Source organism: Rhodopseudomonas sp. NSM, assembly GCF_052445935.1.
In the GTDB taxonomy this organism is placed as follows: domain Bacteria; phylum Pseudomonadota; class Alphaproteobacteria; order Rhizobiales; family Xanthobacteraceae; genus Rhodopseudomonas.
The window spans coordinates 207,003-219,536 of record NZ_JBQTCH010000002.1 but is presented as its reverse complement, the minus strand read 5'-3'; the positions used below and the strand labels follow the sequence as shown (position 1 = coordinate 219,536).

The window sequence follows — 12,534 nt, the reverse complement described above, 5'->3', positions numbered from 1 at the left end:
CGGCGCGTTACCCGTTCCCATCTTTCGTGAGGAACATGACATGAGCGGCGTGAGCGATATCAAAGAACATATGGAAGTCATCGGCGCCGACGGCGTGCATGTCGGCACCGTCGACAAGGTCGAAGGCAACCGCATCAAGCTGACCAAGAAGGACAGCGGCGAGGGAAGCCACAAGGGCCATCACCATTTCATCGACGGCGGCCTGGTGGCCGAAGTCGAAGGCGACAAGGTGCGGCTGTCGGCCAATGCGGCCGTCGCGGTGAGCATGGAAGAAGAGAAATAGGCAAGCGCTGCCGTCAGGCGCGTTGCATGCGACAGACCCCGTGGTGAAAGCCGCGGGGTATTTGTTTGGCCGCGCGACCGGCCGGGCCTCATGGTGAGGTCCGCGCTCTTGCGCGGCGTCTCGAACCATGGATGTTGATCTCCATCCTTTGGGACGCCGGCTTCGCTCTGCGAGCGACGCCGGGCATCCTCGGGATGACGGCGTTGCGAGGTGCAATGCCCCGATTGCCGGTTCGGAAGGTGTTGCGAGGAGTTCATCGATGTCACTGTCATCCGCCAAGAACTACGCGCTGCGCGCAGCCAAATCGCAGGATCAGAAGGAAGCGATCGAGCTGTTGTCCAAGGCGATTCTCGAACTCGCGAGTTCGATCGAGACCACTGATGCGAAGATCAAGAAGCTGAACAAATCGGGATAGGCACCCGGCTTGCGGCCGGACCGATGGCCGCGCCGGCGAAACCGGACCGGCAATAGCGGGTCTGACGGCGGCACGGAGGGATCGTGATGTCGATTCGGAGCAGACGGCTGCAGGCCAACGGGATCGATTTTGTGATCGACGAGGCCGGCGAGGGCGACACCACGGCGCTGCTGCTGCACGGCTTCCCGGAAGCTCGCCAGTCGTGGCATCGGCAACTCCCGGCGCTCGCCGCGCTCGGCTGGCACGCGGTCGCGCCGGATCTGCGCGGCTATGGCGGCACCACGCGGCCTCGGGCGAAGGCGGCCTATCATCTCGACCACCTCACCGACGACGTCGCCGCGCTGTTCACGGCGCTGGGCGGCAAGCGGCGCATTCTGATCGGTCACGATTGGGGCGGGGTGATCGCCTGGCAGACCGCGCTATGCGGCAAGGTCGCGCTCGACGGGCTGATCATTCTCAATGCGCCGCATCCGGACGTGTTCGCGCGCGTGCTGGCCGACGGCTGGCGGCAGAAGCGGAAGTCCTGGTATGTCGCGTTCTTTCAGCTGCCCTGGCTGCCGGAATGGCTGATGACCCGCAACGACGGCGCGGCGCTGGCGCAGATGTTTCGCAAGCACAGCCCGACGATCCCGGACGCGCAGATCGAGATCTATCGCCGCAACGCGATCCAGCCGGGTGCTGCGACCGCGATGATCAATTACTACCGCGCCAATCTCAGCGCGCTCGGCGGCGGCAGCGGGACGCATCCGAAGCTCGCAGTGCCGACCCTGATGATCTGGGGCGAGAAAGATCTGGCGCTCGACATCGCGCTGACAGAAGGCAACGAGGCCCATGTGGCCGACTTCACGCTACGCCGGCTGCCCGGCGCCTCGCATTGGGTGCAGCAGGATGCGCCCGATCAGGTCAACGACCTGATCGCCGAATGGGCGCGCGGCAAGGCGCTGGCGTAGCGCGTGCCGACCGCGCGCACCGCTCGCGATGCGATCAGCGGAAGCTGATCAGCCTGAACAGCGGCGCCAGATAGCTCATTTCCTGGCCCGAGGTCGGCGTGGTGCGGCTGATGAAGTCGAAGATCTTGCCGTCCTGCATGCCGTAATTGGCGATGCGGCGAACCTGCCGGTTCTGGTCGAAATAGATCGCGATCACCCGCTGATCGACCACCTTCTGCGGCATGAACGCGACCGGACGCTCGGCGCGCTGCGAGATGTAGTAGAACACCTCACCATTCAGGGTGGCGACGGTGGATGGGGTGCCCATCACGATCAGTACCTGGTCCTGGCTGGCGCCGATCGGAATCTGCTCGAGCGCGCCGTTGGGGAGGATATAGCCCTTCTGGAATTGCTCGGAGGTGCAGGCGGACAGTCCGGCGCCCAGCAGCGCCAGCGCCAGTGCCGGGCCGAGCCGACGACGGGCCATCGCGCGGAGGCCGTCGCGGCGGCTTCGTTCGATCGAAATACTCATTCGGAAGCAGGCTCCATCCCCTTGCATCGCGCAGGGCGTTGACGTACCGGGCAGGCACTCGGATTGCAATCCCGAAGGGCCCGCGTCAGGAACCCGCAATGATCTGGCCGTTCAATCAGCTTCGTCCGCCCCGGACGCCACCGCGCCGCACCATCGAGGCGATCTATGGCATGATCGTGGCGCAGGCGCGAGAACCCGCGTTTTATCAGCAATATGGCGTCGCCGATACGGTCAACGGCCGATTCGAGATGATCGTCGTGCATCTCTGGCTGGTGCTGCGACGGATTCGCGCAACCCCGGACTCGGCACCCTTCGCTCAGGCGCTGTTCGACTATTTCTGCAGCGATCTCGATGCGAATCTGCGCGAACTCGGCGTCGGCGACCTGACCGTGCCGAAGCGGATGCAGGCGTTCGGCGAGGCGTTCTACGGCCGCTCGGCGGCCTACGATCTGGCGCTGACCGAGGGCGACGAAGCGTTGGCGATGACGCTGGACCGGAACGTTCTCTACGGCGCGGACATTGAAAACGCGCGCCGGATCGCGGCCTATGTCGGGCAGGTGATCGAGACACTCGACGGCATCGAGCCGTCCAAGCTACGCAATGGCGAGGTGCGGTTTCCCGCGCCGCCGGCTGCCTGAGCGCGGAAGGACTTGACGATGAGCGGCGACAATCCCTGGCGTGTGCCGATCGTGGTGATGCAGATTCCGGAGACCGGGCTGCATCGCGAGATCGAGGCGGGCGAGGCCGAGCGCGCGGCGATGGCCGCGCTCGGCGGTCTGCGAGAGGTCATGTCGGCCAAGGCCGCCTTCGACCTGACGCCGGAGAGCGGCGGCCGGGTCCGCGTCACCGGCCGGGTCCAGGCCAGGGTCGGCCAGACCTGCGTGGTGACGCTCGATCCGATCGAGAGCACGATCGACGAGGATGTCGACCTGACGTTCATGCCGGCGGAGCAGATTCGCGAATTGTCGGAGACGGTCGATGACGACGGCGAGCCCGATCCGGGCGATCCGCCGGAGGCGATCGAGCGCGGCATGATCGACATCGGCCGGGTCGCGGCCGACGCGCTGTATCTCGGCATCGATCCGTATCCGCGCAAGCCGGACGTGGTGTTCGAGCCGGTGGTCGAGCCGGATGCCCCTGAAGAGCATCCGTTCGCCGTGCTGCAGGCGTTGAAGGCTCCGGCGAAGCCGTCGCGATCGCGCAAGCCGAAGGGTGATTGACGACCGCGCCGACGCCTGATCCCGGCAAACGCGCGGGATTCGCATCTGCGCTGCGTATTTTCCCCAACCGGGAAATGCGACTTAAATCTGCCCGGTCAAGATGTTGTATCGGGGGCGGGAACGGCTATTGTCCGGCCCGATCGGTGTGCAGCGCTGCACGCACGAGCGCCATCCGGCGCATTTCTCACGACGCGGCCAAGCGCTTCAGGCCGCAAGCGAACGGGTTTCCGATACGCCATGCCGGTGAAGGTTCGAATCGCGCTGGACGCAATGGGTGGTGATTTTGGTCCATCCGTCATTGTCCCAGGCGCCGCCATTTCGCTCGGCCGCCATCCCGACGCTGAATTTCTGCTGTTCGGCGACAGTGCGCTGATCGAGAAAGAGCTCGCTGCGTACCCGGCGCTCAAGAAAGTCTCGCGCGTCATCCACACCGACGTCGCGGTCAGCATGCACGACAAGCCGAGCCAGGCGCTGCGCCGCGGCCGCAAGGTGTCGTCGATGTGGCTGGCGATCGAGGCGGTGAAGAAGGGCGAGGCCGACGTCGCGGTGTCGGCCGGCAACACCGGCGCGCTGATGGCGATGGCGCGGTTCTGCCTGCGCACGCTGCCCGGCATCGACCGTCCGGCGATCGCGGCGACCTGGCCGACGGTGCGTGGCGATTCGGTGGTGCTCGATCTCGGCGCCACGATCGGCGGCGACGCCGAGCACCTCAGGGCGCTGGCGGTGATGGGGGCGGCGATGGCCAGCGTGCTGTTCGACCTCGAACGGCCGACCGTGGGCCTGCTCAATATCGGCGTCGAGGAGATCAAGGGCGGCGAGGAAATCCGCGAGGCCGCCGAACTGCTGCGGGCGATGCAATCGCCGCGGTTCGAGTTCATCGGCTTCGTCGAGGGCGACGGCATCGGCAAGGGCGCCGCCGACGTGATCGTGTCGGAAGGCTTTTCCGGCAACATCGCGCTCAAGGCGGCCGAGGGAACCGCCCGGCAGATCAGCGAATATCTGAAGGCCGCGATGTCCCGGACGTGGCGATCGAAGATCGGCTATCTGTTCGCGCGCGACGCCTTCAAGGCGCTCAAGGACAAGATGGACCCGAACAAGTCCAACGGCGGCGTGTTCCTCGGACTTAACGGAATCGTGGTCAAGAGCCACGGCGGAACCAGCGCCGACGGCTTTGCCTATGCGGTCGATGTTAGCTATGACATGGTTCGCTACGATCTCCTGACCAAGATCAATCAAACGCTCAATCGTGAAGCCGGCGCGCTGGTCTCGACGCCGACGGCGCAGGAGGCTGTCTCGTGACGGTGGTTCGTTCGGTCGTGCTGGGCTGCGGCGCTTATCTGCCGGAGCGGATCCTCACCAACGCCGAACTGGCTGCGTCGGTCGACACCTCGGACGAATGGATCGTGCAGCGCACCGGCATCCGGGAGCGCCACATCGCCGCCGAGGGCGAATACACCTCGCATCTCGCCACCAAGGCGGCGCAGGCCGCGCTCGACGACGCCGGGCTCACCGCCGACCAGATCGACCTGATCGTGCTGGCGACCTCGACTCCGGATCACACTTTTCCCGCCACCGCGGTTCAGGTCCAGGCCGCGCTCGGCATGACCCACGGCGTTGCCTTCGACCTGCAGGCGGTCTGTTCGGGCTTCGTGTTCGCGGTCGCCACCGCCGACAACTTCTTGCGCGGCGGATCCGCGAAACGTGCGCTGGTGATCGGCGCCGAGACCTTCTCGCGCATTCTCGACTGGACCGACCGCGGCACCTGCGTGCTGTTCGGCGACGGCGCCGGCGCGATCGTGCTGGAAGCGCAGGAAGGCTGGGGCACCTCGGCCGATCGCGGCGTGCTGACCACGCATCTGCGCTCCGACGGCCGCCACAAGCACAAATTGTATGTCGACGGTGGACCGAGCTCGACGCAGACCGTCGGCCATCTCCGGATGGAAGGCCGCGAAGTGTTCAAGCACGCGGTCGGGATGATCACCGGGGTTATCATCGACGCGTTCAACGCCAGCGGCACCAGCGCCGACAATGTCGACTGGTTTGTTCCGCATCAGGCCAACAAGCGGATCATCGATGCCTCGGCGCAGAAACTCCATATTGCACCGCAGAAGGTGGTGATGACGGTGGATCGCCACGGCAACACCTCGGCGGCCTCGATTCCGCTGGCGCTGGCGGCAGCCGTCGCTGATGGCCGGATCAAAAAGGGCCATCTGGTGCTGCTGGAAGCCATGGGCGGTGGCTTCACCTGGGGCTCGGCGCTGCTGCGCTGGTAGTTGCGCGTGTAAATTTTTAACAGCATTTCCATTGCGTTCCGTGCTAATCTGAATGCTGGCGGAGGTTGACCGCCGATTGCTAAACACCTAGTTTCAGCACGGATTTTTCTTTCGCCGAGAGGTGGGGCAGGCGATGACCGGGACCGGACGAACAGTCACACGTGTCGATCTTTGTGAGGCGGTCTACCAAAAGGTGGGCCTGTCGCGCACGGAGTCGTCGGCGTTTGTCGAACTGGTATTGAAAGAGATCACCGACTGCCTCGAGAAGGGCGAGACGGTGAAGCTGTCGTCGTTCGGTTCGTTTTTGGTGAGACAGAAGGGCCAGCGCATCGGCCGTAATCCCAAAACCGGGACTGAGGTGCCGATCTCGCCGCGGCGGGTGATGGTGTTCAAGCCCTCGGCAATCCTCAAGCAGCGCATCAACGCCAACGGCGCCGCTGAGCCTTCGATGGCGGCGTCCGCAAACGGCGCGTCCGAAGGCAAGTCCGAGTCGGCGTCGGGCACCTGAGCACAGGAGACTGCATTTGGACAAAGCGCCGGATGCATTCCGAACCATCAGTGAAGTCGCCGACGAGCTCGATATTCCTCAGCATGTGCTGAGGTTCTGGGAGACGCGCTTCACCCAGATCAAGCCGATGAAGCGATCCGGCGGCCGGCGCTACTACCGGCCGGACGATGTCGATCTGCTGAAGGGCATCCGCCGGCTGCTCTACGGCGAAGGCTACACCATCCGTGGCGTCCAGCGCATCCTCAAGGAACACGGCATCAAGTCGGTGCAGCGGCTTGCCGACAGCGAGGCCAGCGCGACCTTCGGCGCGGTCGAGGAAGCGATCGGCCGCACCGTCGCCGAGGAAGACTACGAGCCCGCGCCCGGCAGCGGCATCGATCTCGACGACGACGATTATGACGGCAAGGACGAGGGGCTCGATCTCCACGCGATGATGGACGAGCCCGACCTGCGGGCAGCGCCGGCCCGGGCGGCGAGCCCGGCAGCAGCGCGACGCGCGCCGGCGATCGAGCCTCACGCCTTCGAGGACGACGACGACCTGCCGGCGATGACTTCGCCGGCGCCACGGCTCAATCTGCCGCCGCTGGGTCTGCCCCCGGTGAATGATGCCCCGGCGCGCCCCCCGGTCGATCTGGCGCCGCTGCGCGCCGTGCTGCAGGACCTGATCGCCTGCCGCGAAGCGCTCGACGCGGCGATGAAGGACGGCTGACACGGCCGGTTTCGCCGCGCCGGGAGCCATGATTTGACGCCGCCCGCCTTGCGCAAGCCGCCGATCGAAGCTACAGCATCAGAGCCGAAACGGCATCGGAGCGTGGCGCAGCCCGGTTAGCGCACTAGTCTGGGAGACTAGGGGTCGAAGGTTCAAATCCTTTCGCTCCGACCATTTCTTGGCCGTCACGGCTGAATTCCCGAACAACCTGACGCGAGGTCCGCTGTTGAGCAGTTGATGCCCAACGCGATCTTCTCCACCGTCGTTGAAATTCGACAACAGCTCGGAGTGAGTCCGTGCGCCTGATGTCGCGGTGTGACTAGTACCCCGACCAAGTAGCCGGACATCGTGCGTGCACATTCGATGGCTCGCAGAGACGCAAGCATCGCTCTTGCGGCGCGACGCCGCCGTCCGGCCAGCTTCCGCCCAGCATCGAAATGTCATAGCGTGCCGAATCTCTGCAACGCTGAGGACCCGGCCATGCGATTCCGTGTGCGAAAAGCCGCTCATGTCCTCGAACGCACCGGGCTGGCGATGGCGGGGGCGGCGTGCGGGATGTTCGTCGGCGCGCATGTCGGGACCAGCATCGGCGCGCTGACCACGATCGCATTCCTGCTGGCGATGATCGCAGTCGGCGCTGTCGGATTTTATCTCGGCATCGATATACCGCCGCTGCCATTCCACGCCGGCGAGAGCGAGGCCGAGCACGCCGAGCGGGGCAAGGTCGACACCGCCGAATTCCTCAGCGCGGTGGGCACCTTCTGCGCCACGCTCGCCGCATTCGCATCCGTCACCCTTGTGGTGCTGCATCAGGCGCCGCATCTCGCCTGGACGGTGATTATCCTCACCGGCTGGCTCGGCGGGGTGACGATGCAGATCGTCGCCGGCGCGATCGCGCGGTCGCGGAAATGACCGGCGGCGGCCTTCGCATGCGAGTTTCGTCGAACTGACAACGAACCGCCCTCGCGAACGAGGGCGGCTGTCAGAAACCAACCCGGGGAGGACGCCCGCCGCCGCGGTGAAGCGGCGGGTCGGGCGGTGGCGTTGGCTATTTCTTGCCGAGCAGGCCGGTCACCGACGCCGGCAGCGGGATTCGGGAGACCAGCCGCGGCGCGAACACCAATGCGGCGATCGCCAGCGCGATCAGCACCGGCAGCAGTTCGAAGGCGCTGACCTGCGCCACCAGCCAGATCGCGAACACCAGCGCCGCGAGTTCGGCGGCGAGATACAGCAGCACCGTGGTCAGGCCCGGCCGCGGCAGCTTGCCGAGCGGCGGCGCGAGAAAGGCGATGAACACCGCGACGACCAGAACCGCGACCAGCAGCAGAAACAGGAAAGCCGCGGTCTGAAAGGTGGCTGCCAGCATCGTCACGCTCCTCGATCCGAATGAAGCCGAAAGACTAGGACGATTCCGGCGAGGACGAAAGCAGCGTTGGTGTCAGGAACGCACCTGACGACGAACGGCAGGCCGACCGCGTAAGCCGCCGGCGTCCGCGTGGCCATGATGGACTCGCGCGTGACGCCCTCTATGCTGCGCTCCGCAGCCGCGGCTCGAACCGCGGCGCGAAACAATATCGGGAGGCACGTCATGGATGCGGTGATCGCGTCGGAGACATTCGATTTCGCGGCGATGGTGGCCGATCTCAATGCGCTGCTGCGGCTGAAGACCACCGTGATCGGCATGAAGATGTTCGCCACGACGGCCGAGATGGAAGCGGTGCCGAAGATCCGCCGGCCGAACGCCATCCACACCACCGACCAGATCGTCAGCATGGCATCGCGGCTCGGCTGGACCGTCGGCATCACCGGCGAGGATCTGGTCGGCGCGCAGTGCCGCGCGGTGATCGGGCTCGGCCCGCAGGACGAGCAGTGGCTGGACGGTCGCTCCTATGTCGGCGTCTGGCATGCGACGCCGGAGGATGCGCGCAAGCGCCAGCAGGCGCTCGACGTTGTGCCGTTCGGGCAATATCAGGCGATGGCGGTGTCGCCGCTTTCGAGCGGCCGGCTCGATCCGCCCGATATCTGCCTCGTCTATGCGACGCCGGGGCAGATGATCATCCTGATCAACGGCCTGCAATATGCCGGCTACAAGAAGTTCGAATGGGGCGTGGTCGGCGAGACCGCCTGCGCGGATTCCTGGGGCAGGGCGCTCGTCACCGGCGAGCCGAGCCTGTCGCTGCCCTGCTTCGCCGAGCGCCGCTACGGCGGCGTGCCGGATGAAGAGATGCTGATGGCGCTGAAGCCGGCGCAACTCGCCAAGGCGATCGACGGCATGAAACAGCTCGCCAGCAACGGGCTGCGCTACCCGATCGCGCCCTACGGCATCCAGGCCGACGTCCGCGCCGGGATGGGCGTGTCGTACGGGAACAAGTAGCAAGTCGTTCGGAGTCAATCAGGCGCCGACTTAACCTCTCCCCACTTGCGGGTAGAGGTCGACCGGCGTAGCCGGTCGGGTGAGGGGGCGCATCCGCGCTGCCGAGCCTCTGCGACTTGTGGCCTGCCCCTCACCCCAACCCTCTCCCCGCAAGAGCGGGGCGAGGGAGTTCGCTTTCTCCCGGGGCGGCTTCTTCTCATCCCACAGGAGCAAGGGCAGCGCGTTGCGCCTACGCTGTCTCAATACGCGTTCTCGCCCTTGAGCAGGGCCCACGGCGTCTTCAGCAGAATGAAGAGGTCGAACAGCACCGACCAGTTCTCGATGTAGTACAGGTCGAACTCGACGCGCTTCTGGATCTTCTCTTCGTTGTCGATCTCGCCGCGCCATCCGTTGATCTGCGCCCAGCCGGTGATGCCCGGCTTGACGCGATGGCGGGCGAAGTAACCGTCGACGGTTTCGTCGAACAGCCGATGCTGCAGCTTGCCCTGCACGGCGTGCGGGCGCGGGCCGACCAGCGACAGATTGTTCTTGAAGACGACGTTGAACAGCTGCGGCAACTCGTCGAGGCTGGTGCGGCGGATGAATTTTCCGACGCGGGTGACGCGCGGGTCGTTCCTGGTCACCACCTTCGACGCGGTCGGATCTGCGAGGTGATGATACATCGAGCGGAACTTGAACACGTCGATGCGTTCGTTGTTGAAGCCGAACCGCTTCTGCCGGAACAGCACCGGGCCGGGGCTGTCGAGCTTGATCGCCAGCGCGACCAGCGCCATCACCGGCGCCGCCGCCAGCAGGATCAGGCCGCCGACTATATGGTCGAACAATCGCTTCGTCACCTGGTCCCAGTCGGTGATCGGCGCCTCGAACACCTCCAGCGTCGGCACATTGCCGAGATAGGAATAAGCGCGCGGGCGGAAGCGCAGCTTGTTGGTATGTGCGGATAGCCGGATGTCCACCGGCAGCACCCAGAGCTTCTTCAGCATATCGAGAATGCGGGTCTCGGCCGAGATCGGCAGCGCGAACAGCACCAGATCGACGCGTGTGCGGCGTGCGAATTCGAGAATGTCGTCGATCTTGCCGAGCTTCGGCGAGCCCGCGCAGCTGTCGAGCGCGCGGCTGTCGTTGCGGTCGTCGAACACGCCGAGCACGCGAATGTCGGAATCGTCGTCCTGCTGCGCTCTCAGCGCGTTGATCAGTTTCTCGCCGTTCTCGTCGGAGCCGACGATGATGGTGCGGCGATCGAGCCGGCCCTGGCGCGCCCAGTGCCGGACCAGATTGCGCAGCACCAGCCGTCCGCCGATCAGCAGCGCGAGGCCGATGACATAGAATGAGGACAGCCACAGCCGCGAGACATCGCCGCCGACCTTGGCGAGGAACGAAACGCCGATGAACAGCAGGAACACGAACGACCACGCCGAGATCATGCGGGTCATCTGCTTCAGCGTGCCGCGGAACACCTGGACCTGATAGATGTCGGCGGCCTGGAAGCTGATCACCGCGGTGATGGTCATGCCGAGGATCGCGGCGATGTACTCCCACTGCAGGCCGTCGCGACGCGCGACATAGCCGAGATACAGCGCGATGCCGACGCCGGCGATCAGCACGAAATCGGCGAGCCGTACCAGTCCGGCAATCACGATCGGCGAATAGGCTTCGGGAACCTTTTCGTTGGCCACGGCGAGCGCTGCCGGCGACAGCCGCTTGCGCCGCTCGACCGTCGGCCGGGTCGCATCATTGCCGGCCGCTGCCTGCGCTGCAGCGGCGTCGATGATGGAGCGGGAGCTGATCGGTTCCACGTGACGATTTCCGTTGTCACCGCTCGCGACCCTGCCGCGCGCGAATCCTCGGCGGACTTAAGGGTAAAAATTGCAAGAAACCGTTAGCGCAATCGTAGACTATTGATGTCCGCCGGTCGCCTCGTCGGAACCGGCGTCTCTGGCACTGCCTTCTCCGGCAAAGGCTTCGCGGTAGCCGGCCATCACGCCATCGACCATCGCCTTCTGCGAGAAATGCAGGAAGATCCGTTCCCGCAGCGCGCGGGCGCGCGCCTGCGCGGCGGGCAGGTCGTCGAGCGCCGCCTTGATCGCGTCGGCCATTGCGGCGGGCCGGCCGGGCGCGAACAGGGCGCCGGTGTGTTCGGGACCGAAGATCTCCGGGATGCCGCCGACATTGGCGGCGATCATCGGAATGCCCGCGGCGGCGGCCTCGATCACCACATAGGGCATCGAGTCGCCGCGCGACGGCACCACCAGGAGTCGTCCCTTGGCGAAGCCGTCGCGCGCCTTGACGTGACCTACGAAGCGCACCGCATCGTTCAGGCCGAGTTGCCTGACCTGAGCTTTCAACGCCTCGGATTCCTCGCCGTCGCCGCCGAGTGTGAGCGTGACCGGCCGGCCGTCGGCGCGAAGCCGGGCGACGGCCTCGACCAGCAGATCGGCACCCTTGATCCTGCGGAATTCGCCGACATAACCGAGGTCGGTGACGTCTTCGGCGGGTTTGACCGGATCGAACTCGCCGGCAGTGACGCCGTTGAACACGCAGCGCACCAGGCCGTCGGGCTTGCCGATCATTCTTTGATAAGTGTTCCGCGCGAATTCGCTCTCGAACAGGAACAGTTCGGTCCGGTTCATCAGCAGCCGCTCCATCCGGCTGTAGAGTTGCCCCTTCGTCGTCGAGGTCGGATAGTGCAGCGAGCCGCCGTGCGGGGTGTAGACCCGGATCGCATGCGCGGGCTTCGGCACGATGCGCATGAAGACGCCGGCCTTGGCGCCGTGGCCGTGCAGCACGTCGGGGTTCAGGCCGCCGATCAGCCGCGCGAACCGGAGCCAGATCCAAGGATCGGTCGGCGACGGCTCGCGGCGGATCGGCATCCGGTAGACGCCGAGCTTCAGCCTGGGCGCGATCTCGGCGAGCGCGGCCGCGGCGCGGTCGCCGCCGGTGAGGCTGTCAGTGATCAGTGCGACCTGGTGGCCGCGATCGGCCTGGCCGTTGGCGAGGTCGAGGATGTGGCGGATGATGCCACCCACCGGCGCGCGAACCGCGTGGACAATCCGCAACGGCTGGTTCGGGGGCGAGACCACGTCAGAGCCAGCGCTTGCCGACGCGAATGGAGGCTCCCACGCCGCGCTGGATGATGAGCGGCGCCGCGGCGCTGACGACGAAGGGGTGGCCACGGTGCATTGCTGGATCCGCGAAAATTTTCCGATTCAGATTAACGGTTTGGATGGTTAACAAATAATGCCTGTTCCTGCGACAGTACACGATTTGAGTAGTCCGGAAACCGCGATTTTA

Annotated in this window: 16 protein-coding genes and 1 tRNA gene; 13 read left to right on the top strand and 4 right to left on the bottom strand. The window is 65.6% G+C overall.

Translation table 11 applies throughout. The features are described 5' to 3' along the window. Positions 1-49 precede the first annotated feature (49 nt). The 3 genes from ACTZWT_RS05280 to ACTZWT_RS05270 all read left to right on the top strand — a co-directional run bounded on the left by ACTZWT_RS05280 (position 50) and on the right by ACTZWT_RS05270 (position 1,648). Positions 50-283: a DUF2171 domain-containing protein gene (locus ACTZWT_RS05280; protein WP_444769204.1), complete on the top strand. Its 234-nt coding sequence runs from the start codon at positions 50-52 to the stop codon at positions 281-283. A gap of 259 nt (positions 284-542) precedes the next feature. Next, positions 543-698: a hypothetical protein gene (locus ACTZWT_RS05275; RefSeq protein WP_444768663.1), complete on the top strand. Its 156-nt coding sequence runs from the start codon at positions 543-545 to the stop codon at positions 696-698. A gap of 86 nt (positions 699-784) precedes the next feature. Beyond that, positions 785-1,648 (top strand): alpha/beta fold hydrolase, encoded by an 864-nt coding sequence (locus tag ACTZWT_RS05270; protein WP_444768662.1) that lies wholly within the window; start codon positions 785-787, stop codon positions 1,646-1,648. A gap of 34 nt (positions 1,649-1,682) precedes the next feature. On the opposite strand, the gene ACTZWT_RS05265 is transcribed toward ACTZWT_RS05270, so the two are convergent. Further along, positions 1,683-2,159 (bottom strand): outer membrane protein assembly factor BamE, encoded by a 477-nt coding sequence (locus tag ACTZWT_RS05265; protein WP_444768661.1) that lies wholly within the window; start codon positions 2,157-2,159, stop codon positions 1,683-1,685. Positions 2,160-2,257: 98 nt separating this feature from the next. Between ACTZWT_RS05265 and ACTZWT_RS05260 the strand changes: the two genes are divergently transcribed. The 8 genes from ACTZWT_RS05260 (at position 2,258) to ACTZWT_RS05225 (ending at position 7,781) form a co-directional block, all read left to right on the top strand. Further along, positions 2,258-2,797 (top strand): ubiquinol-cytochrome C chaperone family protein, encoded by a 540-nt coding sequence (locus tag ACTZWT_RS05260; protein ID WP_444768660.1) that lies wholly within the window; start codon positions 2,258-2,260, stop codon positions 2,795-2,797. An 18-nt stretch (positions 2,798-2,815) separates the two neighbouring features. Further along, on the top strand, positions 2,816-3,379 hold the full coding sequence (locus ACTZWT_RS05255; RefSeq protein WP_444768659.1) for a YceD family protein: 564 nt from the start codon (positions 2,816-2,818) through the stop codon (positions 3,377-3,379). 237 nt (positions 3,380-3,616) lie between these two features. After that, positions 3,617-4,678 (top strand): phosphate acyltransferase PlsX, encoded by a 1,062-nt coding sequence (gene plsX / locus ACTZWT_RS05250; protein WP_444768658.1) that lies wholly within the window; start codon positions 3,617-3,619, stop codon positions 4,676-4,678. After that, positions 4,675-5,652 (top strand): beta-ketoacyl-ACP synthase III, encoded by a 978-nt coding sequence (locus ACTZWT_RS05245; RefSeq protein WP_444768657.1) that lies wholly within the window; start codon positions 4,675-4,677, stop codon positions 5,650-5,652. The genes plsX and ACTZWT_RS05245 overlap by 4 nt, the downstream gene beginning before the upstream one ends. Positions 5,653-5,785: 133 nt before the next feature. Then, positions 5,786-6,160, top strand: coding sequence for an integration host factor subunit alpha (locus ACTZWT_RS05240; protein ID WP_322517204.1), 375 nt, complete (start codon positions 5,786-5,788; stop codon positions 6,158-6,160). 16 nt (positions 6,161-6,176) lie between these two features. Further along, positions 6,177-6,869 (top strand): MerR family transcriptional regulator, encoded by a 693-nt coding sequence (locus tag ACTZWT_RS05235; RefSeq protein WP_444768656.1) that lies wholly within the window; start codon positions 6,177-6,179, stop codon positions 6,867-6,869. Between the two features lie 96 nt (positions 6,870-6,965). After that, a tRNA-Pro gene (locus ACTZWT_RS05230) sits at positions 6,966-7,043 on the top strand. Between the two features lie 306 nt (positions 7,044-7,349). Beyond that, entirely contained in the window at positions 7,350-7,781 is a 432-nt protein-coding gene (locus ACTZWT_RS05225) for a hypothetical protein (protein ID WP_444768655.1), read from the top strand. Between the two features lie 136 nt (positions 7,782-7,917). Here ACTZWT_RS05225 and ACTZWT_RS05220 read toward each other — a convergent pair whose 3' ends face one another. Then, positions 7,918-8,235: a hypothetical protein gene (locus ACTZWT_RS05220; RefSeq protein WP_444768654.1), complete on the bottom strand. Its 318-nt coding sequence runs from the start codon at positions 8,233-8,235 to the stop codon at positions 7,918-7,920. A gap of 222 nt (positions 8,236-8,457) precedes the next feature. Here ACTZWT_RS05220 and ACTZWT_RS05215 point away from each other — a divergent pair, with 222 nt between their 5' ends. Then, entirely contained in the window at positions 8,458-9,243 is a 786-nt protein-coding gene (locus ACTZWT_RS05215; RefSeq protein ID WP_444768653.1) for a DUF169 domain-containing protein, read from the top strand. Positions 9,244-9,482: 239 nt separating this feature from the next. Here the strand turns inward: ACTZWT_RS05215 and ACTZWT_RS05210 are convergent, their stop codons facing one another. Both ACTZWT_RS05210 and ACTZWT_RS05205 read right to left on the bottom strand, forming a co-directional pair. Continuing rightward, positions 9,483-11,039, bottom strand: coding sequence for an undecaprenyl-phosphate glucose phosphotransferase (locus ACTZWT_RS05210; protein ID WP_444768652.1), 1,557 nt, complete (start codon positions 11,037-11,039; stop codon positions 9,483-9,485). A 99-nt stretch (positions 11,040-11,138) separates the two neighbouring features. Next, on the bottom strand, positions 11,139-12,323 hold the full coding sequence (locus ACTZWT_RS05205) for a glycosyltransferase family 4 protein (protein WP_444768651.1): 1,185 nt from the start codon (positions 12,321-12,323) through the stop codon (positions 11,139-11,141). Here ACTZWT_RS05205 and ACTZWT_RS05200 point away from each other — a divergent pair. Then, entirely contained in the window at positions 12,256-12,474 is a 219-nt protein-coding gene (locus tag ACTZWT_RS05200) for a hypothetical protein (RefSeq protein WP_444769235.1), read from the top strand. The two genes, ACTZWT_RS05205 and ACTZWT_RS05200, sit on opposite strands and share 68 nt — an antisense overlap. Positions 12,475-12,534 lie beyond the last annotated feature (60 nt).

Coding starts and splice junctions, on each gene's coding strand:
- ACTZWT_RS05275 (WP_444768663.1), top strand. CDS start 543: ATGTCACTGTCATCCGCCAAGAACTACGCGCTGCGCGCAGCCAAATCG.
- ACTZWT_RS05270 (WP_444768662.1), top strand. CDS start 785: ATGTCGATTCGGAGCAGACGGCTGCAGGCCAACGGGATCGATTTTGTG.
- ACTZWT_RS05265 (WP_444768661.1), bottom strand. CDS start 2,159: ATGAGTATTTCGATCGAACGAAGCCGCCGCGACGGCCTCCGCGCGATG.
- ACTZWT_RS05260 (WP_444768660.1), top strand. CDS start 2,258: ATGATCTGGCCGTTCAATCAGCTTCGTCCGCCCCGGACGCCACCGCGC.
- ACTZWT_RS05255 (WP_444768659.1), top strand. CDS start 2,816: ATGAGCGGCGACAATCCCTGGCGTGTGCCGATCGTGGTGATGCAGATT.
- plsX (WP_444768658.1), top strand. CDS start 3,617: ATGCCGGTGAAGGTTCGAATCGCGCTGGACGCAATGGGTGGTGATTTT.
- ACTZWT_RS05240 (WP_322517204.1), top strand. CDS start 5,786: ATGACCGGGACCGGACGAACAGTCACACGTGTCGATCTTTGTGAGGCG.
- ACTZWT_RS05225 (WP_444768655.1), top strand. CDS start 7,350: ATGCGATTCCGTGTGCGAAAAGCCGCTCATGTCCTCGAACGCACCGGG.
- ACTZWT_RS05220 (WP_444768654.1), bottom strand. CDS start 8,235: ATGCTGGCAGCCACCTTTCAGACCGCGGCTTTCCTGTTTCTGCTGCTG.
- ACTZWT_RS05215 (WP_444768653.1), top strand. CDS start 8,458: ATGGATGCGGTGATCGCGTCGGAGACATTCGATTTCGCGGCGATGGTG.
- ACTZWT_RS05200 (WP_444769235.1), top strand. CDS start 12,256: ATGATGCCACCCACCGGCGCGCGAACCGCGTGGACAATCCGCAACGGC.